17 protein-coding genes are annotated in these 22,409 nt (G+C 71.8%); 8 read left to right on the top strand and 9 right to left on the bottom strand.

Annotated elements, in window-relative coordinates; translation table 11 throughout:
- Positions 1-95: 95 nt before the first annotated feature.
- Together ABZY20_RS11925 and dnaK are read left to right on the top strand one after the other, a co-directional pair.
- Positions 96-836 carry a glycerophosphodiester phosphodiesterase family protein gene (locus tag ABZY20_RS11925; protein ID WP_356440239.1) on the top strand — a complete coding sequence of 247 codons (741 nt, stop codon included), beginning with the start codon at positions 96-98 and terminating at the stop codon, positions 834-836.
- Positions 837-903: 67 nt separating this feature from the next.
- Positions 904-2,769 (top strand): molecular chaperone DnaK, encoded by a 1,866-nt coding sequence (dnaK, locus tag ABZY20_RS11930; RefSeq protein ID WP_356440242.1) that lies wholly within the window; start codon positions 904-906, stop codon positions 2,767-2,769.
- Between the two features lie 49 nt (positions 2,770-2,818).
- Here dnaK and ABZY20_RS11935 read toward each other — a convergent pair whose 3' ends face one another.
- Together ABZY20_RS11935 and ABZY20_RS11940 are read right to left on the bottom strand one after the other, a co-directional pair.
- On the bottom strand, positions 2,819-3,301 hold the full coding sequence (locus tag ABZY20_RS11935) for a molecular chaperone TorD family protein (protein ID WP_356440244.1): 483 nt from the start codon (positions 3,299-3,301) through the stop codon (positions 2,819-2,821).
- Positions 3,302-3,452: 151 nt separating this feature from the next.
- Positions 3,453-4,316, bottom strand: coding sequence for a helix-turn-helix transcriptional regulator (locus ABZY20_RS11940; protein ID WP_356440246.1), 864 nt, complete (start codon positions 4,314-4,316; stop codon positions 3,453-3,455).
- A 234-nt stretch (positions 4,317-4,550) separates the two neighbouring features.
- Here ABZY20_RS11940 and ABZY20_RS11945 point away from each other — a divergent pair, with 234 nt between their 5' ends.
- Positions 4,551-4,976, top strand: a complete 426-nt coding sequence (locus ABZY20_RS11945) for a hypothetical protein (RefSeq protein ID WP_356440248.1) — start codon at positions 4,551-4,553, stop codon at positions 4,974-4,976.
- Here ABZY20_RS11945 and ABZY20_RS11950 read toward each other — a convergent pair.
- Positions 4,958-5,764 carry a helix-turn-helix transcriptional regulator gene (locus tag ABZY20_RS11950; protein WP_356440255.1) on the bottom strand — a complete coding sequence of 269 codons (807 nt, stop codon included), beginning with the start codon at positions 5,762-5,764 and terminating at the stop codon, positions 4,958-4,960. The two genes, ABZY20_RS11945 and ABZY20_RS11950, sit on opposite strands and share 19 nt — an antisense overlap.
- 150 nt (positions 5,765-5,914) lie before the next feature.
- Here ABZY20_RS11950 and ABZY20_RS11955 point away from each other — a divergent pair, with 150 nt between their 5' ends.
- Positions 5,915-6,220 (top strand): 4a-hydroxytetrahydrobiopterin dehydratase, encoded by a 306-nt coding sequence (locus ABZY20_RS11955; RefSeq protein ID WP_356440258.1) that lies wholly within the window; start codon positions 5,915-5,917, stop codon positions 6,218-6,220.
- A gap of 4 nt (positions 6,221-6,224) precedes the next feature.
- On the top strand, positions 6,225-7,016 hold the full coding sequence (locus ABZY20_RS11960) for a class I SAM-dependent methyltransferase (protein WP_356440261.1): 792 nt from the start codon (positions 6,225-6,227) through the stop codon (positions 7,014-7,016).
- A 104-nt stretch (positions 7,017-7,120) separates the two neighbouring features.
- Here ABZY20_RS11960 and ABZY20_RS11965 read toward each other — a convergent pair whose 3' ends face one another.
- A complete protein-coding gene (locus ABZY20_RS11965) occupies positions 7,121-9,757 on the bottom strand; it encodes a cellulose binding domain-containing protein (protein ID WP_356440263.1) in 2,637 nt (878 codons plus the stop codon).
- Positions 9,758-9,908: 151 nt separating this feature from the next.
- The gene (locus ABZY20_RS11970; RefSeq protein ID WP_356440266.1) at positions 9,909-12,827 is read right to left on the bottom strand and encodes a glycoside hydrolase family 48 protein; all 2,919 of its coding nucleotides are present in this window, start codon (positions 12,825-12,827) and stop codon (positions 9,909-9,911) included.
- Positions 12,828-13,228: 401 nt separating this feature from the next.
- On the opposite strand from ABZY20_RS11970, the gene ABZY20_RS11975 reads away from it, so the two are divergent.
- On the top strand, positions 13,229-14,950 hold the full coding sequence (locus ABZY20_RS11975; RefSeq protein WP_356440269.1) for a glycoside hydrolase family 6 protein: 1,722 nt from the start codon (positions 13,229-13,231) through the stop codon (positions 14,948-14,950).
- Between the two features lie 149 nt (positions 14,951-15,099).
- The gene (locus ABZY20_RS11980; RefSeq protein WP_356440272.1) at positions 15,100-16,023 is read left to right on the top strand and encodes a class I SAM-dependent methyltransferase; all 924 of its coding nucleotides are present in this window, start codon (positions 15,100-15,102) and stop codon (positions 16,021-16,023) included.
- A gap of 78 nt (positions 16,024-16,101) precedes the next feature.
- Here ABZY20_RS11980 and ABZY20_RS11985 read toward each other — a convergent pair whose 3' ends face one another.
- The 3 genes from ABZY20_RS11985 to ABZY20_RS11995 all read right to left on the bottom strand — a co-directional run bounded on the left by ABZY20_RS11985 (position 16,102) and on the right by ABZY20_RS11995 (position 20,055).
- Positions 16,102-16,893, bottom strand: a complete 792-nt coding sequence (locus tag ABZY20_RS11985) for an aldo/keto reductase (protein ID WP_356440735.1) — start codon at positions 16,891-16,893, stop codon at positions 16,102-16,104.
- Between the two features lie 156 nt (positions 16,894-17,049).
- On the bottom strand, positions 17,050-18,876 hold the full coding sequence (locus ABZY20_RS11990; RefSeq protein WP_356440274.1) for an AMP-dependent synthetase/ligase: 1,827 nt from the start codon (positions 18,874-18,876) through the stop codon (positions 17,050-17,052).
- A gap of 300 nt (positions 18,877-19,176) precedes the next feature.
- Positions 19,177-20,055 (bottom strand): LysR substrate-binding domain-containing protein, encoded by an 879-nt coding sequence (locus ABZY20_RS11995; RefSeq protein WP_356440277.1) that lies wholly within the window; start codon positions 20,053-20,055, stop codon positions 19,177-19,179.
- A 162-nt stretch (positions 20,056-20,217) separates the two neighbouring features.
- On the opposite strand from ABZY20_RS11995, the gene ABZY20_RS12000 reads away from it, so the two are divergent.
- Positions 20,218-21,231, top strand: a complete 1,014-nt coding sequence (locus tag ABZY20_RS12000; protein ID WP_356440737.1) for a bile acid:sodium symporter family protein — start codon at positions 20,218-20,220, stop codon at positions 21,229-21,231.
- Here ABZY20_RS12000 and ABZY20_RS12005 read toward each other — a convergent pair.
- A complete protein-coding gene (locus ABZY20_RS12005) occupies positions 21,167-22,405 on the bottom strand; it encodes a DUF4185 domain-containing protein (RefSeq protein ID WP_356440280.1) in 1,239 nt (412 codons plus the stop codon). The two genes, ABZY20_RS12000 and ABZY20_RS12005, sit on opposite strands and share 65 nt — an antisense overlap.
- Positions 22,406-22,409: the final 4 nt, after the last annotated feature.

Raw genomic sequence — 22,409 nt, forward strand, 5'->3', positions numbered from 1 at the left:
CGCCCCCGGGTGGTGGGCCACGGTCCCGCTCACCCGTCCGGCGACGGCTTCGCCCCCGTACCGCCCCCGCGCCCGCCCTCCGGGAGCCCACGCCCATGACGCCACGCCCCGCCGTCTCCGCCCACCGGGGCGGCTCCGAGCGCGCCGGCGCCGCCACCTGGGAGGCGTACGAGGACGCGCTCGCCTCCGGCGCCGAGTACGTCGAGTTCGACATCCGCCGCACGGCGGACGGTGTCCTGGTCGTCTACCACGACCCCCGGGTCGGCCGCACCGGCCCGCCGCTGTCCGCGCTCACCCACGCGGAGCTGAGCGCGCGCGCCGGGTACGAGGTGCCCGTCGTGGACGACGTCATGGCGCTGATCGCCGGACGGCTCGTGGCCCACCTGGACCTGAAGGAGGCCGGCTACGAGCGGGAGGTCGTCGACCGGGCGGTCGCCCTGCTCGGCAAGGACGGGCTCGTCGTGACCACGCTGGAGGACCGTTCCGTCGCCGCCGTCACACAGCGGTACCCGGGGGTGCGCACCGCGCTGTCCCTGGGCCGCGCCCGAGGCGACCTGGCGCCGGCCCGGCTGCCCGCGACCCGGCTGAGCGAGCTGTTCCCGGCCCGCCGCATCCGCGCCTGCGGGGCCCACGGCGTCGCCGTTCACCAGCGGCTGGCCCGCACGAGCGTGCTGCGCGCGGCGACCCGGCACGGCCTGTTCACCATGGTCTGGACGGTCAACGAGGACACCCTCATGCGGGCCTTCCTCGCCCATCCGCGCGTGGACGTGCTCGTCACCGACCGGCCCCGGCGCGCCGTGGCGCTGCGCGGCCCCCTCACCCCGAGGCGGCATTGACAACAGCGCACTCAAGTTTTGTGCTGGAGTGTGTGGAGAGTCGTCGCCCGGGCGGAAGGGGACAGCGATGGGACGAGCGGTCGGGATCGACCTCGGAACCACGAACTCGGTGGTCGCGGTGCTGGAGGGCGGCGAGCCCACCGTCATCGCCAACGCGGAGGGCGCCAGGACCACCCCCTCGGTGGTGGCGTTCGCCAAGAACGGCGAGGTGCTGGTCGGGGAGGTCGCCAAGCGGCAGGCGGTGACGAACGTGGAGCGCACCGCCCGCTCGGTCAAGCGGTACATGGGCGACTCGGGCTGGCGCTTCCCGGAGCACGGCGACATCGACGGCACCCGCTACCGCGCGCAGGAACTCTCGGCGCGGGTGCTGCAGAAGCTGAAGCGGGACGCGGAGTCCTACCTCGGCGAGGACGTCAGCGACGCGGTGATCACCGTCCCGGCGTACTTCGACGACAGCCAGCGCCAGGCGACCAAGGAGGCGGGGGAGATCGCGGGCCTGAAGGTCCTGCGGATCATCAACGAGCCGACCGCCGCCGCCCTCGCGTACGGCCTGGACAAGGAGAACGACCAGACGGTCCTGGTCTTCGACCTGGGCGGCGGCACCTTCGACGTGTCGCTGCTGGAGATGGGCGAGGGCGTCATCGAGGTGAAGGCCACCAACGGCGACACCCACCTCGGCGGCGACGACTGGGACCAGCGGATCGTCGAGCACCTGGTCAAGCGCTTCAAGGGGCAGTACGGCGTCGACCTCGGCAAGGACAAGATGGCCGTGCAGCGGCTGCGCGAGGGCGCCGAGAAGGCCAAGATCGAGCTCTCCAGCTCCACCGAGACGACGATCAACCTGCCCTACATCACCGCCTCCGCCGAAGGGCCCCTGCACCTCGACGAGAAGCTGACCCGGGCCCAGTTCCAGGACCTGACGCAGGACCTGCTGGACCGCTGCAAGAAGCCCTTCCACCAGGCCGTCGAGGACGCGGGCGTGAAGCTGTCGGCGATCGACCACGTGATCCTGGTCGGCGGCTCCACGCGGATGCCCGCGGTGACCGACCTGGTCAAGGAACTCACCGGCAAGGACCCGCACAAGGGCGTCAACCCCGACGAGGTCGTGGCCGTCGGCGCCGCGCTCCAGGCAGGCGTCATCCGCGGCGACGTCAAGGACGTCCTGCTGCTCGACGTCACCCCGCTGTCCCTGGGCATCGAGACCAAGGGCGGCATCATGACCAAGCTCATCGAACGCAACACCACGATCCCGACGCGGCGTTCGGAGATCTTCACCACGGCCGCCGACAACCAGCCCTCGGTCGGCATCCAGGTCTACCAGGGCGAACGGGAGATCGCCGCCTACAACAAGAAGCTCGGCGTCTTCGACCTGACGGGCCTGCCGCCGGCCCCGCGCGGAGTGCCGCAGATCGAGGTGGCCTTCGACATCGACGCCAACGGCATCATGCACGTCTCCGCGAAGGACATGGCGACCGGCCGCGAGCAGAAGATGACCGTCACCGGCGGGTCCGCCCTGCCCAAGAACGACATCGACCGCATGATGCGCGAGGCGGAACAGTACGCGGAGGAGGACCGCAGGCGCCGCGAGGCCGCCGAGACCCGCAACCAGGCCGAGCAACTCGTTTACCAGACCGAGAAGTTCCTGCGCGACAACAGCGACCGCATCCCGGCCGACACGACGTCCGAGGTGGAGGCGGCCCTCACCGAGGTGAAGACGCGGCTGGAGCAGCAGGCGGACACCGCCGCCCTCCGCGCCGCCGTCGACGCACTCGCCTCGGTCAGCCAGAAGATGGGCCAGGCGATGTACGCCCAGGCCCAGCAGACCCCCACCGAGGAGTCCCGCCACGCGCCGCAGGACGAGGACGGCGTGGTCGACGCGGAGATCGTCGACGAGGAGAAGGACCGGCGCGACGGCAAGGACGGCGCCGCCTAGGCACCCCGCATCCGGGCCGGAAGAGTCCGGCGCGACGGCGACGCCGGGACTACGACGGCGGGTCCTGGCGTCCCGGCGCGGCGGACGGCAGCGTCACGCACACCGCGTCCAGGACGGTCGCGTACGGCGTGCCGAACTCCGTGAGCCGGGAGCGGAGCCGGTCCAGGCCGTCGCGGTGGTCCGTCAGGAGCTGTGTGTCGCCGGTGCGGGCCGCGCATTCGAGGACCGCGGGGAGGAAGTCCGGCGGTTCCTCCCCGGTGGTCTCCAGGCCGTGCGAGCGGTACAGCTCCTCGGAGGGCGCCGGGGCCGCCTCGCGCCAGGCACTGAGGTACAGGCTGTGGTCCGGCTCCGCCTCGAAGACCTCGACGTAGTGCGCCGCCAGCTCACCCGGCGGGGTGAGCGCCGCGTGGTCGGCGAACTGCCGCAGCTGCGGGGCTGCTTCGCGCAGCAGCGGCAGCCGGGCGCGGAAGTCGTCGTCGGGGAACATCAGGCACAGCGCGGCGGCCTGGTACAGCACCTCGAACCCGGGCATCGGACCTCCTTCGCGTCCCCGTGGACCCGACGCTAGGGGCGGGCGCAAGGGCACACCCGCCGGAGAGGGCCGTACGGGTCAGGGCGGCCGGGCGGCGTCGCCGGCCGCCGCGAGACCCCCGTTGCCGCAGCCGGCCCGCCGCTGAACGGGCTCAGCAGCGGTCGCGGTACTCCCGCAGCAGTTCCTGGGTGCGCTGGGCGGAACCGGCCCTCGCCGTCATGTGGTCCAGCACCTCCAGGTGCGCGGAGACCTCCTTGCGCGCATCGAGGTACAGCGCGCCGGTCAGGTACTCGGTGAAGACCATGTCGGGCAGCTCCGGCTCGGCGAAGCGGAACAGTGAGAACGGCGCGTACGTCCCCGGATGCGGGCCGTCCCGGAACTCGGCGACCTGCAGCGTGACGCGGTCGCGCGCGGAGAGCTCCAGCAGCTTGTCCAGCTGCTCGCGCATCACCCGGCCGCCGGCGCCGACCGGCCGGGCCAGCACCGTCTCGTCCATGATCACCCACAGGTGCGGCGGGTTCGCGCGGTCCAGCAGCCGCTGCCGCTCCATCCGCAGCGACACGTGCCGCTTCACCGCCTCCGGGCCCGCGTTCGCGATGGTCCCGGCCTCCAGCACGGCCCGCGCGTACTCCTCGGTCTGCAGCAGCCCGGGCACGAAGTGCGGCTCGTAGGAGCGGATGATCCGGGCGGCGCCCTCCAGGCTCACGTACAGGCTGAACCAGTCCGGCAGCACGTCGTGGTACCGCTGCCACCAGCCCGGCCGGTTCGCCTCCTCGGCGAGCTCGACGAACGCGCCGACCTCGTCCTCGGCGACCCCGTAGGCGGTCAGCAGGATCTGCACGTACGGGATCTTCAGGGCGACGTCCGCGGTCTCCATCCGCCGCACGGTCGCGGGGGCCACCCGCAGCACCCGGGCGGCCTCGTCGCGGCTGAGACCCGCCGCCTCGCGCAGTTCCTGCAGCCGCTTGCCGAGCACCACCTGACCCACGGTGGGTGCGGCCCGCCGTTCACTCACGCCCGCCTCCCACGCGCCCGGCCCGGCGATCAGTCTGACACGCCGGCCGGTCCTCTCCCAGAGGCGACGGCGAGGAGATCGCGGGAACGGACGAGCGGCCGGCATGACCTCGCGGGTAATCGACCGGACGCCGGCGCCCGCGGGAGGGTGAACCCACCGGGTCCCGGGCCGGCGCACTCCGGCCCGGGACCCGGCTCCCGCCACCGCACCACGCCCGACGGAAGGTGATGTCCCATGTCCGCGATCCAGCTCGCCGCACTCGCCCGGACCCCCGAGCCGCAGTCGATGCTCCGCCGCTTCCTGGCCCTGGACGCGGTGGTGACCGGCGCCAACGCGCTCGCCTACCTCGCCCTGTCCGGCCCGCTCGGGCGGTTCCTCGGCGTCGGCTCCGGCCTGCTGCTCGCCCTCGGCGCCTTCCTCGCCCTCTACACGGCGGGTGTGGCACTGCCGGCCGCCCGCCGGCAGCCACCGGCGCCCCTCGTGCGTGCCGTCGTCGAGGCCAACCTCGCCTGGGCCGTGCTGAGCCTCGCGGCCCTGGCGCTGTGGCTCTCGCCGAGCACGGCGGGCGGTGTGTGGACGGTGCTCCAGGCGCTGACCGTGGCCGGGTTCGCCGTCCTGCAGCACCTCGCCCTGAAAGCACGTCAGGACAGCAGCCCCTGAAGGTACTTCGCCGTCGCCGGGTCGGCCGGCAGCAGCGTCTCGACGGCCAGCTCGGCGACGGTCACGTCCATGGGCGTGTTGAAGGTGGAGATCGAGGAGATGAACGACAGCGTCCGCCCCCCGTGCTCGATCAGCAGCGGCAGCGCGAAGTACGGCACCGGCTCCGAGGGCTCCGCGGGCGGGTCCTCGTCCGGCACCGGATACGCCGCCACCTCCTCGTACAGCGCCCGCAGCGGCCCGGAGCGGTGCAGCGCGATCTGCCGCTCCATCTGCTCCAGCAGGTGCCCGCGCCAGGCGCGCAGATTGCGGATCCGGGGCGCCAGGCCCCGCGGGTGCAGGGCGAGGCGCATCGCGTTCAGCGGCGGCTCCAGCAGCGACTCGCAGACACCGTCGACCAGCGCCATGATCCCCCGGTTGGCCGCCACCACGTCGTACAGCGCGTCCACCACCAGCGCCGGGTACGGCTCGTAGCCGCCGATCAGCCGCTCGATGCCCTCGCGCAGGGTGCCCAGCGCCGGGTCGTCCAGCGGCGTCTCCGGGAAGCGCGGGGCGTAACCGGCCGCCAGCAGCAGCGCGTTGCGCTCCCGTACCGGCACGTCCAGGTGTTCGGCCAGCCGCAGCACCATCTCCTCGCTGGGCCGGGACCGGCCGGTCTCGACGAAGCTGATGTGGCGGGCCGAGGAGTCCGCGCGCAGGGCCAGCTCCAGTTGGCTGACCCGCCGCTGCTCCCGCCAGGCCCGCAGCAGCGGGCCCACGCCCTGGCCGGCGGTGGACGGGTGAGTGGTCATGCCAGGACCGTAGTCGAGAACCGGCCGGACCGGACAGGCACACCGCTGCGACCAGGGCCTACGGCGCCGCCCTGTGGCAGGCTGAGAGAACCGCGGGGACGCGGTGAGGACCCCGCCAGGAGGCCCGGCGCAAGGGAAGGGACGCAGCTCATGCCCGTCGAACCGCTGTCGCAGAAGGAGGTCGAGGACCGGCTGGCCGAACTGCCGGGCTGGTCGCTCGACGGGGACCGGATCACCCGGTCCTACCGGCTCGGCTCGCACTTCGCCGCGACGGCGATGGTCGTGCACATCGCCCAGGTGCAGGAGGAACTGGACCACCACTCCGACCTCACCCTCGGCTACAACACCGTCGCTGTGTCCGTGCACACCCACAGCGCGGGCGGCGCCGTCACCGAGAAGGACTTCGAGCTCGCCCGCAGGGTGGAGGACCTGGCCCCCGGCCACGGTGCACACTGACCGGGTGCTCGACTACGACAAGGAAGCGGAGCGGTACGACGCCTCGCGCGGTGGTGAGCCCAGGGCGGCCGCCGCCGCACAAGCGGTGCTGAGCCTCGTACCGGCCACCGCCCGCACTCTGCTGGACGTCGGCTGCGGCACCGGCATCGTGACCAGACGGCTCGCGGCCGACCGCGACGGCATGCGCGTGACCGGCGTGGACCTCGCACCCGCCATGGCCCGGCGGGCCGCCGCCCGGCTGCCGGGTGCCGTGGTACTCGCCGACAGCCGCAGACTGCCCTTCCGGGACGGCGAGTTCGACGCCGTCACCAGTGTCTGGCTGCTGCACCTGGCGCCCGGACCCGCCGAGGTACGGGCCATCGTCGGCGAGTGCGCCCGGGTGCTGCGGCCCGGCGGGGTGTACGTCACGACGGTCGACAAGGCCGCCTCCCACAACGTGGGCAGCGACATCGATGTCGTGCTGTCCTCACGCCCGCCCAGCCCGGTCCGGGACGCGGCGGCGGACGTCGAGGCCCACGCCGCCGCCCACGGCCTGGTCCCGGCCGGGCAGGCCCGCTTCCGGGGCCACGGGCAGGGCCGCAGCCCCCGCCGCACGGTCGCCGACCTGCGCCGGGGCTGGTTCGTCACCCTGCCGCCCGGCGACCCGCTGGCCGACGGCTTCGCCGCCCGCCTGAGGCGACTGCCGGACCAGGACCGCCCCCGCCCCGACCCGGTGTTCGGCCTGCGGGCGTTCCGGAAGCCGGCCGCTCAGCAGCGGCCCCCGGTCGTCCCCTCGGCCAGGGAGTCCGCCAAGTAGCCCCGCAGGTCCGGCACTTCGGGTGCGAGCAGATGCCGCACCCAGGCGTTGCGCTCGTGCGGGATCGGCGGCAAGCGGAACCCAGGGCCACCACCGCGGGCAGGTCAGGCAGCCGTGCAGTCCCCGTCGCCCGATCTGAACGTGGTCGGTTTCGTGTTCGTGGACGGTGCGTTCGCCGTGAAGCCGAAGCTCACCGACGATCCCGGTGCGACCGTGGCGTTCCAGCCGGTGTTCTTCGCCGTCACCGTCGTACCCGACTGGGTGGTCTCGGCGTTCCAGGACGCGGTCAGCTTCTGGCCGTCGGGGAAGGTCCAGCCCAGGGACCAGCCGTTCCAGGCGGTGGGACCGGAGTTGGTGAGGCGTACCTCCGCCTGGAAGCCGCCCTGCCACTGGCCGGTGACCGTGTACGTCACCGTGCAGGCGCCCGTCGGGCCCGGGTCGGCCGGGCCGGCGTCGGAGGTGTCGCCGTAGACGACGCCGCGGCCGTTGGTGGCGACGTAGACGCGGCCGTAGACCCGCGGGTCGCCGGTGATCGCCGCGCCCGTCCAGCCCCACTGGTGGGCGTCGTCGTTGACGCGGGTCCAGTGCGCGCCCCGGTCCGTGGAGCGGAAGACGCCGCGCACACCGCCGATCTTCGCGCTGGTGTAGAGCGTCTGGTACGAGGCGCCCGGCGCGGCCTTCCCGAAGCCGATGGTGTCGGCCTGCTCGACGTTCGCCAGCCTGGTGAAGCTCGCGCCGCCGTCCGTGGAGTGCCACAGGCCGTACGCGCCGTCCGGCGCGCCGCCCGCCAGCCAGACGTCGCCCTTCCCGCCCGGCAGCGCCTTGAAGCGGACGCTGTCGCCGGCCGGCAGCCCGGTGGCCGGGGACTGCTCGAACGTCGCCCCGCCGTCCCGGCTCACGTAGAACCTGCCGGACTTGAAGCCGTAGAAGGTCTTCGCGTCGACGCGGTCCGACTCCACGATCGCCCCGGCGGGGATCCCGGCCGACGCCTGCCACGACATGCCGAAGCCCGTCGTGTGGTGCACCCCGGCGCCCTCCGGGCTCCACACGAACCGGCTGCCGTCCGCGGCCGCCGCGACCGTGCCGCCGCCGCTCACGCCCGCGGGATCGGTCCCCCCGGACCAGTGGGCGCCGTTGTCCGTCGAGAACGCGATGTGCGGCCCCGAGTCCAGGTCGCCCACGCGCACCACCGTGTCCGGGTTCGACTCGGCGAAGTCCAGGCTGGTGGTCGTCGTGAAGTTCGGCTGCGTGAACATCATCGACGGGACCTTCGTCAGGTCCGTGTGCCGGAAGCCGCCGATGTCACCGAGCGCGCTGAGCAGCGGGGCGCCCGACGGCGGAGAGGCCAGGTCGTTGACCGCCGTCTCCTCCAGCCCCCGCACCATCGGCTCGACGGTGAACTTGGCCCCGCTGTCCCAGTTCCCGAGGTTCTCCGTGCCGTAGATCGTCGCGCCCGTCCCGTACATCATCCGGTCGGAGTCGAACGGGTCGATCTCCAGCGCCTCCGTCATCCACCCGAGCTTCGGGGTCTGCTCCGGCGGCTGCGGGTTCGCGCCCCAGGTCAGCCACGGCGAGGACGAGACGTCCATGGTGTAGCGGTTCTCGCGGTTCGGGTACGAGGTGTAGTCCCACGCCTTCGTCCAGGTCGCGCCGCTGTCCGTGGAGCGGAAGATCTGCGTGTCCGGCCACCAGGCGCTGTACGCGGTCGCCATCACCGTGCCCGGCTTCTGCCGGTCCACGGACAGCCCGCTGAAGCCGTAGAACGTGTCGGCCTCCGCCACCGGGCTGATGTCCGTCCAGGTGCCCGTCCCGGTCGTGTAGCGCCACAACCGGCCCTTGCCGCCGTCGTAGGGTCCGCCCTTGTCGCTGTAGGCGAGGTAGAGGTGGCCGTTCTCCGCGTCCAGCACGCCCTTGTGGGCGAGGTGGCCGGTCGGCTGACCCGCCAGCCGCTGCCAGCTCGCGCCCGCGTCCGTCGACCGGTACACCGCGTTGTCCTTGTCGGCGACCCCGACGTAGATCGTCTTCGTGGCGTTCCCTGCGGTCCCCGTGGACTCGTCGAAGGTGACCCAGACGATCCCCTGGTTGTCCGACGCGTAGCCGGAGGTGTCGCTGGGGTCCTGCACGTAGTTGCCGGCGTTGGGGAAGGCCGTCACCTGCGACCAGGTCGCCCCCGAGTCCGTCGACCGCCACAGCCCCTTGCCGCTGGGCGCGCCCAGGTACAGCACGCTGTTCCGGTTCGGGTCGACGGCCAGCCGCTCGCCCATCCCCCGTCCCGGCATGTTGCCGCCCAGCTTGAACGGCAGGTCCGCCTTCTTCCAGCTCGCCCCCCGGTCGGTGGAGCGCATGACCGCGCCGTTCCCCGGGTCCCAGCCGTTGGTGTACGTCCCGACGGCCGCGTACACCCGGTCCGGGTCGACGGAGTCGGTCGCGATGCTGACGACCCCCGTGTGCCCCCAGTCGTCCCACCCGACGGAGTCCAGCAGCGGCGTCCAGGTCCGGGAGGACTCCTGCCAGCGGTAGGCGCCGCCGATGTCGGTCCGGGCGTAGGCGAGGTTCTTCTCGGACCGGTTGAAGACGATCCCGGGGACGAAGCCGCCCCCGTCGATCCGGGCGTTCTTCCACGTGTAGGTGTCGGCGGTGATCTCCGCCGCCGGAGGGCCGGCGGCCAGGGCGGTGGGGGCGCCCGACAGCAGACCGGCCGCGAGCGCCAGAACGGCCGTGACGATACGGGTTCTTCGCACGGTGGGGTTCCTTCCGTGGGGGAGGGGGAACGTGCGAGGGCCGGGCGGCTCCCGTGCGGGTGGAGCCGCCCGGCCGGGGTGGCCCCGCGTCAGGTGCGGGGCCACGTACGCGGGGCTTCGGACGCACCTGTCGCGGAGCGCCCGGCGGGGGCTATTCGAGAAGCTCCGCGTACGAGCCCATGGCCAGGGCGATGTCCGCCTGGGCCCAGAACCGGTGGTACGTGAAGGACGGCACCGCACCGCCCGCGAGATAGCTCTCGATCTTCGACCAGGCGGGGTCGTCCTCGTAGAAGGAGCGGATCGAGTCGAACGTCGACGACGCGTTGATCGCGTCACCGTTCGGCATCGTGCCCGTCCAGCCGCTGGGGACGGTCACCGGGTCGTCGAACCGGTTGTAGTCGGCCCGGTTCTCCGGGACCGCGATCCCGAGAGCGTCCTGGTGGTTGTCCCACATGCCGTCCAGCAGCTTCTTCGCGGCCGCCGCGGCCTCGGTGTCACCCGAGCGGTCGGCGTAGTACGTCAGCGTCTTGGCGTACGCGGCCGCCACTCCCACGTCGTTGGTGTAGTCGGCGACGGTGACGTGCAGCGAGCTGTTGGAGCCGGGGCTGGAGGCGTTCCAGGTGTCGGGCTGGCCCGACCACTGCAGGGTCGACGGGACACGGAAGGTGCCGTCCGGGTTGAACGTGGTCTCGGACAGCGCCCAGTCGACCCACTTGTCGAGGACCGTCTTGGCCTTGGCGTTCCCCGTCTGCTGGTACAGCTCGGCGACCCGCTCCATGGACCACGCCTGGAAGCCGAACCACTGGTTGGACGGCGGGTCGTGGTACACGGGCTTCTCGTCGTAGTACATGCCGTAGAACGTCGACTTGCCCGAAGGCGGTGTCGCGTACCGGCCCGCCCAGCTGTTGGTCGCGCCGCCCGCGATCGCGCCCTCGTCCGACTGCAGCCAGCGGTAGAACTCCAGCTGCCGGTCGAGGGACTTGGCCCAGTCGGCCGCGCCGGTCGCCGACTTCGGCTTCAGCGGGGCGTAGTTGGCGAGCGCGTGGGCGGCCAGCGGGTTCTGGTAGCCGCCGTGGGCATGGCTGGAGCCGATGCGCCAGGCCCAGCCCGCGCTGGTGTCCGTGGCACCGCCCCAGGCGTAGTACCAGGACATCAGGTAGTGCGAGGCGTCCTTGCCGGTGCCCGCCGGGCAGGCGGTGGGACCGACGCAGTTGCCGACCTTCTTGAAGTACTTGTCGAACATGGAGTAGCGCAGGTAGTCGCCCATCTTGGCCGCCTTGGCGACCGTCGCGGAGACGTCCTGGCCCTTGCCCTGCTCCTTGGCCCACAGGTCCGCCCAGTAGGCGGCCTGCACGGCCCGCGCGTCGGCGTCCGGCGCGTTGGTGAACTTCCACTGCTTGGCGTAGGAGGCGTCACCGGTGAACAGGTCCAGATAGCCGTTCTTGCCACCGTACTTGAAGGCGTCGCAGGTGGGCTGCGGCACCGTCTCCCACACCGACTCCTGCGCACCGCGCTGGAAGGTGTTGATGTACGACGGGCCGGTGTCCGAGGGACCCGCCTCGCACTTGCCGGGCGAGTTGCCGAACCCGTAGACGTTGTCGACGTCCTGCAGCCAGTGCATGCCGTAGACGTCATCCGTGCCGTAGGCGCTCTTCAGCTCGGCCGCGATCGGGTCCGGGCCGACCGAGACCCCGCTGTCGAGCCTGGCCGGGTACTCACCGGGTGTGTCCAGCTCGGGCGCGTAGGTCGCCGGCTTGGAGGCGTTGTAGAACGAGTTGGTCGGCTGGTCGGCGCGCGTGGGGATCATGTACTTCTCCATGAGGTCCCACGCCCCGTTGAACTTCGACCAGTCGCCCGTCACCTTGCCGTACATGGCCTGCAGCCACAGCAGGTAGCTGTACGCCTCCGAGGTGGTCTCATGGCCGTGGTCGGGCGCCTCGACGATCAGCGTCTCGACCGAGTGGTAGGGGATGCCCTCGGGGGAGAAGTAGCCGTTCGCCGGGTTGGTGATCTTCCCGTACAGCTCCAGGAAACGGGCCTCGTACGCCTTGGCCGCCGCGAGCTGCGTCACGGTCACCGACGCCTTGGCGTGCCCGGCGGCCGTCGACTCGAACACGGCCGAGCCGGCCCCCGAGCCGTCCGCCGTGACGGTCACCTTCTGCGCGGTGTTCCAGTTCTGCGGGGTGAAGGTGAGCGAGGCGCCGCCCGTGACCGACAGGCCCGTGTTGCCGCTCGCGCGGGCAGAGGCGACCGTCACGTTCGCGGCGGGCTGCTTGGACAGCTTCACCTCGTACGTGCCGGACTTGCCCGACTGCACGCCCAGTTGCAGCGGGGAGGCGACGACGGTCGGGCCGGCGGTGACGGTGATGCCGATCGGTGTGGAGTCGGCGGAGGCGCCCATGCTGTCGTGGGCCTTCGCCACCAGGGAGTGACTGCCCACGGCCAGGTCGGAGACCGAGAGCGTGTAGGGCGCGCTGGTGTCCGTGCCCAGCAGCTTGGTGTCGTCGTAGAACTCCACCTTGCTGATGGTCGCGTCGTCCGCGGCGGCCGCGGTCGCCGCCAGCGGGACCGCCTGGCCCTGGGTGTAGACGGCGCCGGCGGCCGGGCTGGTCAGCACGGCGATCGGCGGCTGGTGGGCGCCCGTGCAGGGGGTGCCGTTGACGGAGAAGGAGGTCGGCGCGGTGTTGGTGCCGCTGTAGCTGAACTGGGCGCCGGTGGAGACGGCGGCGTTCGCGGCGACGCGCGCGTTGTGGGCGGCGTTCTTCACGGTGATGGTCTGGCCGGACTGCGACCACGTGCCGTTCCAGCCGTTCCCCAGCTTCTGGTTGCCGGAGTAGGCGTAGGTCAGCGTCCAGCCGTCGATGGCGTCCGTGCCGCGGTTGGTGAGGGTCAGGTCCACCGTGAAACCGGAGCCCCAGTCGTTCGTCTTGTAGTCGACGCTGCACTGAAGTGCCGCCGCCTGAGCGGGAGTCGACCCTGAGGAGAGCATCGTCAACGGAAGCGCGAGAGCGGCGAGGGCGGCGGTCCACAGACGCCGCACCGCCCCGCGTCTCCGGGGTGGGGGATGCATGGTGCTGGTTCCTCCTTGCGGCTCGGAGATGTCAAGGCTTGAACCAGTGGGAGCGCTCCCATGGTGCTGTCGCGTCAGGTCTCGGTCAAGGGCCTTGAAGAGTCGAAAAACTTCGACGCCCCGGATACGCGAAAGTCGGCGGCTCCCCTGTTCTTCGCCGGGACTTGGCGCTACCTTCCATGACACCAGTGGGAGCGATTCCATCAGTCGACGCGTCCGTCACGACGGGCCCGGCCTGCAAGGAGTCGCTCATGCGACACCTCTCGCGTTCAGTACTTTTAGCCGCCGCCGACGCGGTCGTCCCCGGCTGCGCGAGTGCCGGTGGCGGGTTCCTCATGTCCTTGTCGGAGCGTCCCCCGAACGGCTGACACCCCACATCACCGAAAGGGAAACCCGCACTCATGAGCCGTACGAGAACAGCGTTACTCGCCGCCATGGCCCTGGTCGCCGGCGCGACCGGCACCGCGTTCGCCGTCGACCCGGACGGCGTCGGCACCGCGGCGGTCCCCTGCACCGTGGACTACAAGATCCAGAACGAGTGGAGCACCGGCTTCACCGCCGCCGTGACGGTCACCAACAACAGCGCCGCCAAGTCCTCCTGGTCCCTGAAGTGGTCCTACGCCGGGAACCAGAAGGTCACCAGCGGCTGGAACGCCAAGCTCAGCCAGAGCGGTGCCACCGTCACCGCCGCCAACGAGAGCTACAACGCCCAGCTGGCGACCGGCGGTTCGGTCAGCTTCGGCTTCCAGGGCAGCTACAGCGGCAGCAACGCGATCCCCGCCACCTTCACCCTCGACGGCGTGACCTGCAACGTCGACGACGGCGGGTCCGGCGGACCGACGGACCCGCCGGACCCGGGCGGTCCCTCCGGCCGGGTGGACAACCCCTACGCCGGCGCCAAGGTGTACGTGAACCCGGAGTGGTCCGCGAACGCCGCCGCCGAGCCGGGCGGCAGCCGTATCGCCAACCAGCCGACCGGGGTCTGGCTGGACCGGATCGCCGCGATCAACGGCGCCGGCGGCAAGATGGGGCTGCGCGAGCACCTCGACGAGGCGCTGCGCCAGAAGGGCTCGGGCGAACTCGTCGTCCAGCTCGTGATCTACAACCTGCCCGGCCGGGACTGCGCGGCCCTGGCCTCCAACGGCGAGCTGAAGGCCGATGAGATCGGCCGCTACAAGACCGAGTACATCGACCCGATCAAGGCGATCCTCGCGGACTCCAAGTACGCCTCGCTGCGGATCGTCACCACGGTCGAGATCGACTCGCTGCCCAACCTCGTCACCAACACCGGAAGCCGCCCGACGGCCACCCCGCAGTGCGACGTGATGAAGGCCAACGGCAACTACGTCAAGGGCGTCGGCTACGCGCTGAACAAGCTCGGCGACGTGCCGAACGTCTACAACTACGTCGACGCCGGCCACCACGGCTGGATCGGCTGGGACGACAACTTCGGCCCCTCCGCGACCCTGTTCAAGGAGGCGGCGTCCGCCGAGGGCGCGACCGTCAACGACGTCCACGGCTTCATCACCAACACCGCGAACTACAGCGCCCTGAAGGAGGAGAACTTCTCCATCACCGACACCGTGGCGGGCAAGTCCGTCCGCGAGTCCAAGTGGTTGGACTGGAACCGCTACACCGACGAGCTGTCCTTCGCCCAGGCCTTCCGCAACCAGCTGGTCTCGGTCGGCTTCCCGTCGGGCATCGGCATGCTGATCGACACCTCCCGCAACGGCTGGGGCGGCAGCGCCCGGCCCGCCGGTCCCGGTCCGCAGACCTCCGTCGACGCCTATGTCGACGGCGGCCGCTACGACCGCCGCCTCAACACCGGCAACTGGTGCAACCAGGCCGGAGCCGGTCTCGGCGAGCGCCCGCAGGCCAACCCGGCCGCCGGGATCGACGCCTACGTGTGGATGAAGCCGCCGGGCGAGTCCGACGGGTCGAGCAAGGCCATCGACAACGACGAGGGCAAGGGCTTCGACCGCATGTGCGACCCGACCTACACGGGCAACCCGCGCAACAACAACAACATGTCCGGTGCCCTGCCGGACGCGCCGGTCTCCGGGCACTGGTTCTCCGCCCAGTTCCGGCAGTTGATGCAGAACGCGTACCCGCCGCTGTCGTGACGCACTGAGCATCCCCGTCCCCACGGGTCCGCCGGGGCTTGCCGCCCCGGCGGATCCGTGTGCGGGAATTTGCGGGAGCGGCAACACAGGTGGCCTTCTCGCGGTGCGTCGGCGCACGCTGACCGCATCCGAGCGAGAGGCTGACCACCATGGCACACGAGCACGAGCACGAGCACGAACACGGGCATGGGCACGGGCACAAGCCCGGGCAGGGCCACCACCACGGCCACACGGACCTCGACTGGGCCGAGATGGGCCCGATGCTGGAGTCCTCGGCGGAGCTGTTCGCGTCCCTGTACGAGCGGGCGCTGGGCTGGCTGGCGCAGGAGGTGACGGAGCCGGGGCTGATCGTCGACGCGGGCAGCGGGCCGGGCGTCGTGTCCTGCCTGTTCGCCGAGACGTTCCCGGGCGCGCGGATCGTGGCCGTGGACGGCTCGGAGCCGCTGCTGGAACGGGCGCGGGCGCGGGCCGGGCGGCTGGGGGTGTCCGACCGCTTCAGCACCCTGGCCGGTGAACTGCCGGACGTCCTCGGTGAGTTGGACTATCCGGCGGATCTGCTGTGGGCGAGTCGCAGTCTGCACCACCTCGGCGACCAGCGGGCGGCGCTCGCCGCGTTCGCGGCCCGGCTGGCTCCCGGCGGCACGCTGGCCCTCATGGAGGGCGGCCTGCCCCCGCGGTTCCTGCCGCGCGACATCGGCATGGGCCGGCCCGGGCTCCAGGCGCGGATCGACGCGGTGGAGGCGGACTGGTTCACCCGGATGCGCACCGACCTGCCCGGGCACGTCGCCGAGACGGAGGACTGGCCGGCCCTGCTGAACGCCGCGGGCCTGAAGCACACCCGGACGCACAGCTTCCTGCTCGACCTCCCGGCGCCGGCCTCGGACCGGGCGCGTGCGTATGCCGTGGCGTCGCTGTCGCACATGCGCGACAAGCTCGCCGAAGGGCTCGACGCCGAGGACCTCGCGACCGTCGACCGTCTTCTCGACCCCGACGACGAGGCGAGCCTGCACCACCGCCCGGACGTGTTCGTCCTGGAGGCGCACACGGTGCACACGGCGGTCCGGCCGGTCTGAGCCCGCGGGCTGCCGGCAGCGCCCCGGTGCCGGCCCGGCAGGGCCGCGGGAGGCCGGGGCGCTGTTCTGCCGGGAGGCTCAGGCCTCGTTGAACTTGGCCGGGTCCGGGCCCAGGCGGCGGTCCTCGTTGAGGGCGCTGATCGCGGCCAGGTCCTCGGTGTCCAGGCTGAAGTCGAAGACCTCGATGTTCTCCTTGATCCGCGAGGGCGTCACGGACTTCGGGATCACCACGTTGCCCAGCTGGACGTGCCAGCGCAGCACGATCTGGGCCGGGCTGCGGTCGTGCTTGCGGGCGATGGCCACGATCGCCGGGACCTCCAGCAGGCCCTTGCCCTGGCCGATCGGCGACCAGGCCTCGGTGGCGATGCCCTGCTCCGCGTGGTACTCGCGGGAGGCGTGCTGCTGCAGGTGCGGGTGCAGCTCGATCTGGTTCACCGCCGGGACGACCGACGTCTCGCCGATCAGCTTCTCCAGGTGCTCCGGGAGGAAGTTGGAGACGCCGATGGCCCGGATCCGGCCGTCCGCGTGCAGCTTCTCGAACGCCTTGTAGGTGTCCACGTACAGACCGCGCTCAGGGGTCGGCCAGTGGATCAGGTACAGGTCGACGAAGTCCAGGCCGAGCTTGTCCAGCGACGTGTCGAAGGCGCGCAGCGTGGCGTCGTACCCCTGGTCGGCGTTCCAGAGCTTCGTGGTGACGAAGAGCTCCTCGCGGGGCAGGCCGGACGCGGCGATGGCCTTGCCGGTGCCCTCCTCGTTGCCGTAGATCGCCGCTGTGTCGATGCTGCGGTAGCCGGCCTCCAGCGCCGTCGCGACGGCCGACTCGGCCTCGTCGTCCGGCACCTGCCAGACGCCGAAGCCCAGCTGGGGCATCTCGACGCCGTTGTTCAGGATGATCGGGGGGACCTTGCTCACGAGCTCTCGATCCTTCGGTAAGTGGTCAGGTGTGCTCCCATCGTCAACGATCACGAGCGGTGATGCATTCCTGACGGGAGAATTCCGGACCTCACCTGCCCCGGAGGAGCCGGGTCACGCCCGGTAGAGCGCCTCGACCTCGTTTTCGTATGCTCTTTCGATCGCTTTGCGCTTCAGCTTGAGCGACGGCGTGAGCAGTCCGTGCTCCTCCGTGAAGGGCTGGGCCAGGATGCGGAAGGTGCGGATCGACTCGGCCTGTGACACGAGCGTGTTCGCGGCGACCACCGCGCGGCGCACCTCCGTCTCCAGATCCGCGTCCCGCACCAGCTCCGCGGGGGACATCGGCGGCTTGTTCCGCATGGTCAGCCAGTGCTCCACGGCCTCCTGGTCGAGGGTCACGAGCGCGGCGATGTAGGGGCGGTCGTTGCCGACGACGATGCACTGGCTGACCAGCGGGTGGTCGCGGACGCGTTCCTCCAGGACACCGGGCGAGACGCTCTTGCCGCCGGAGGTGACCAGGATCTCCTTCTTGCGGCCGGTGATGGTCAGGAACCCGTCCTCGTCGAGCGAGCCGAGGTCACCGGTGGCCAGCCAGCCGTCGTGCAGGGCCTCGTCGGTGGCCTTGGGGTTGTTGAGGTACCCCTGGAAGACGTTCTCGCCGTGCAGCCAGATCTCGCCGTCGTCGGCGATGTGCACGGTCATGCCGGGGATGGGCTGCCCGACCGTGCCGAAGCGGGTGCGGCCGGGCGGGTTGGCGGTGGCGGCGGCCGTCGACTCGGTCAGGCCGTAGCCCTCGTAGATGTGCACGCCCGCGCCGGCGAAGAACAGCCCCAGCCGCCGGTCCATCGCCGAGCCGCCGGACATGGCGTGCCGGATGCGGCCGCCCATCGCCGCCCTGATCTTGGAGTAGACGAGCTTGTCGAACAGCTGGTGCTGCATCCGCAGCCCCGCTGAGGGGCCGGGACCGATGCCCCACGCCTTCGCCTCCAGCGCGTCCGCGTACTTGATGGCGACGTCCACGGCCTTCTCGAAGGGACCAGAGCGGCCCTCCTTCTCGGCCTTGCGGCGGGCGGCGTTGAACACCTTCTCGAAGATGTACGGCACGGCCAGGAAGAACGTCGGCCTGAACGCGGCGAGGTCCGGCAGCAGGGCCGCCGCGTTCAGCTGCGGCTGGTGGCCGAACTTCACCCTGCCGCGGATCCCGGCGACCTGGACCATGCGCCCGAAGACGTGGGCGAGCGGCAGGAACAGCAGGGTCGCGGCCTCGTCGCCGCGCTTGGAGTGGAACACCGGCTCCCAGCGCTCGATGACCGTGTCGGCCTCGTACATGAAGTTGCCGTGCGACAGGACGCAGCCCTTGGGGCGGCCGGTGGTGCCCGAGGTGTAGATGATCGTGGCGACCGAGTCGGGTGTGACGGCCTGCCGGTGGCGGTGCACCACCTCGTCGTCCAGGTGCGCGCCCGCGTCGTACAGCTCGTGCACGGCGCCGGAGTCCAGCTGCCACAGGCGGCGCAGCTGCGGCAGCCGGTCGATGACGGTGGCGATCGTCATCGCGTGGTCCTCGTGCTCCACGATCGCGGCCGACACCTCGGCGTCGTACAGCATCCAGAAGCACTGCTCGGCGGAGGACGTCGGGTAGACCGGCACCACCTGGGCGCCGATCGTCCACAGCGCGTAGTCGAACAGCGTCCACTCGTAGCGGGTCCGCGACATGATCGCGACCCGGTCGCCGAACCGGATGCCGCTCGCCAGCAGCCCCTTGGCCAGCGCGAGCACCTCGTCGCGGAACTCGGCGGCCGTGACGTCCCGCCACCGGCCGGAGTCGTCCTTGCGGCCCAGCGCGATGCGCAACGGATCGTCCTGGGCATGCTGGAAGACCACGTCGGCCAGACCGCCCACCGGAGGTGCCAACGCCAACGGAGGGTTGGTGAACTCGCGCAAACCCCGCTCCCCGCTCCTCAGCGCTTCGGTTGAGTGACGCTCCGCACAGCGCCGTGAAAGCTACCCCACCCGACCGGGGTCCGGGAGGGGGGCGGAAGGTGAGCAGCGCTCTCGTCCGCGCTGGTCAGCGAGGGAAAATGCGCTCACATGGGGAAGGGTCGGACAGATTCCTGACGGTTGAGTAAGTTTCGGTACCGTAATCTCCACCGAATCTGTACGAGTCCGGCCGGGGGCAGGGGTGTCCCGGAGCGGGGTCTCTTCTGTCAGCGCAACGGCGGCTGATTTCGTCACTCCGCCCGGTCACAGGCCCTTGCGCGCACTGCGGTGCAGCCGGTCCCCGCCGGACAGGAGCGCGGCCGCCAGGGCGTCGGCCGCGCCCTGCGCGGAGGGGCGGCGCCGGCCGTGGACCACCACGAAGTCCACCTGGCCCAGCTCCGGCAGCCCCGCCCGGTCCGGCACCCGCACCAGCCCCGGCGGAATCAGCCCCCGGGAGTGGGCCATCACCCCCAGCCCCGCCCTCGCCGCCGCGACCAGGCCGTTCAGGCTGCCGCTCGTGCACACCACGCGCCACTCGCGGCCCTGCCGCTCCAGCGCCTCCAGGGCGAGCGCGCGGGTGATGCCCGGCGGCGGGTAGACGATCAGCGGCACCGGCCGGTCCGGGTCGAGCCGCAGGCGTTCGGCGCCGATCCACACCAGTCGGTCGTGCCGGACCAGCTCGCCCTGCGGGTCCCCGGGGCGCCGCTTGGCCAGGACGAGGTCCAGCTTCCCGGCGGCCAGCTGCTCGTGCAGCGTGCCCGACAGCTCGACCGTCAGCTCCAGGTCGACCTCCGGGTGCTCGTGCCGGAAGCCCTCCAGGATCTCCGGCAGCCGGGTCAGGACGAAGTCCTCCGAGGCGCCGAAGCGCAGCCGGCCGCGCAGCCGGGTGCCCGTGAAGAACGCCGCCGCCTGCTCGTGCACCTCCAGGATCCGGCGCGCGAAACCGAGCATGGCCTCGCCGTCCTCGGTCAGCTCCACCGAGTGCGTGTCCCGGCTGAAGAGCGTCCGCCCGGTGGCGTCCTCCAGCCGCCGCACGTGCTGGCTGACGGTCGACTGCCGCAGCCCGAGCCGCCGCGCGGCCTGCGTGAAGCTCAGCGTCTGCGCCACCGAGAGGAACGTCCGCAGATGGGAGGGGTCGTACATGTCCGCAAGGCTATCGCGATACGTGATAGCAGTGAGAGCGGTGTACGGGATTCCCGATCGCCGGTCCGGGGAGCAGGATGGAAGGGGGCCGTCCCGGCCCCGGACCGCCCGACCGAACCGAGTCAGTGGAGCACCGTGAAACGCCTGCGCCGGCCGCGCCGGATGCCGATCGACCCGTACATCCTTCTCCTGCTCGCGACGGTGGGGCTCGCCGCCCTGCTCCCGGCGCGCGGGACGGCCGCCGATGTCGCGTCCGGCGCCTCCACGGCGGCGATCGCCCTGCTGTTCTTCCTGTACGGGGCCCGGCTGTCCACCCGTGAGGCGCTGGACGGGCTGCGCCACTGGCGCCTGCACCTCACGGTCCTGGCCGCGACCTTCGTCGCCTTCCCGCTGCTCGGCCTCGCCGCCCGCGGACTGGTGCCGGTGATCCTCACCGACCCGCTGTACCAGGGCCTGCTGTTCCTCACCCTCGTGCCGTCGACGGTGCAGTCCTCGATCGCCTTCACCTCGATCGCCCGCGGCAACGTGCCCGCCGCGATCTGCGCGGGTTCCTTCTCCTCCCTCGTCGGCATCGTCGCCACCCCGCTGCTCGCGGCCTCGCTGCTCGGCGGCAGCGGCGGCTTCTCGGCCGACTCGCTGCTGAAGATCGTGCTGCAGCTGCTCGTGCCGTTCCTCGCCGGGCAGCTGCTGCGGCGCTGGATAGGTGGCTTCGTCACCCGGCACAAGAAGGTCCTCGGGCTGGTGGACCGCGGCTCGATCCTGCTCGTCGTCTACACCGCCTTCAGCCAGGGCATGGTCACGGGCATCTGGCACCAGGTCAGCCCCCTGCGACTGGGCGGCCTGCTCGTGGTCGAGGCGCTGATCCTCACCGTGATGCTGCTGCTGACCTGGTACGGCGGCAAGGCGCTCGGCTTCGTCCGGGAGGACCGGATCACCCTGCAGTTCGCCGGTTCGAAGAAGTCCCTGGCCGCCGGACTGCCCATGGCGAGCGTCCTGTTCGGCGCGCAGGCCTCGCTGGCCGTGCTGCCGCTGATGCTCTTCCACCAGATGCAGCTGATGGTCTGCGCGGTGATCGCCGGGCGCCGCGCCCGCGACCCCGGCGCCGCGGAGGTCAGCGGGGCGGAGCCAGCCGCAGCGACACGAAGCGCGGTCGGTACAGGGACACGTTCCGGCTGAGCCGGTCGGCGGCGGTCGTCGTCTCCAGCCAGTTGACGTCGTAGCTGAGCACGAGCCGTCCGCCGCCGCTCAGCACCGGATGCGCCTGCGGGTTGTAGGCGGCCACCTGGCCCCGCGGCAGCGAGGGGCTGAACTCCTTCGCCGGCCCGTGCCAGGGCCCCCGCGGGGAGCAGGCCCAGTAGGACGCCACGGTGGTCAGGCCCTTCGTCCCCGCGGCCATGGTGAACAGGACGTAGGTGCCGCCGTCCTGGACGACCGAGAAGGCACTGCCCACACCCGTGCGCCGCCCGTCCCCGAGCACCGGCCGGGGGCGGGCGCCGGCCGCCCACGCCGAGCCGTTCCAGTACTGCCAGGCCGCCGGCTCCGCGAGCCTGCCCTCGGGCACCCGCGCCACATGGGCGTGCGAGGCGGGGCGGGAGACGGCCTGGCCGTCGTCGCCGCCGAAGACGTACGTCCAGCCGTCCTCCTCGACGACTGTGGTGCCGAACAGCACGCGCCGGGAGGGGTCCGGGACCAGTTGCTGGTCGAGCACGGTGACGACCGACTCCAGGCGCAGGCCGGGCAGGGAGAGCGTGGCGACCTCGGTGGCGGTGGGCACGCCGTAGATCCACGGGGGCTGCCCGGCCTCGCGCACCCACAGCAGCACCCGGACGACCTGTTCCGGCGAGCCGGGGGAGCGGGGTTCGACGCGGGCGGCGACCGGCCAGCGCCACCGGTTGGGCGCCGGGTCCGCGAACAGCGGTGCGGGCAGGGTGCTCTCCAGCCGGCCGTCGCGCATCAGCACGGCCGAGTTGCGCACCAGCGGCGCGGTGGCGTCCCGCCAGGCGTGGGGCTCCCCGGCCGGGTTGGGCGGGCCGTGCACCCGGCCCAGGTAGGTGTCGGAGAACAGCCACAGCACCCGGCCGTCCGGCAGCCGCACCGAGTGGGTGCCGTCGCCGCCGGTCCAGTCGTCGGTGCGGGAGGCGTCGTCGCCGTAGCGGGCGAACTCGGCGGTCAGGGCGTGGTCCGCCTGCCAGGAGCCGACCGTGCGCGCCCGGCAGGCGGTGCCGTCGTCCGGACTCTCGTCCCCCGGAAGGGCGATGAGCAGCGCGGCTCCGAGAACCAGGACCAGCAGAACGCCGATCCCGGTTCCCGCGCGCTGTCGTGCTCGTGCTGCTGCTGCGTCGTCGGGCACGTGC

This window comes from Streptomyces sp. NPDC006624 (genome assembly GCF_040611555.1).
Taxonomy (GTDB): Bacteria; Actinomycetota; Actinomycetes; order Streptomycetales; family Streptomycetaceae; genus Streptomyces.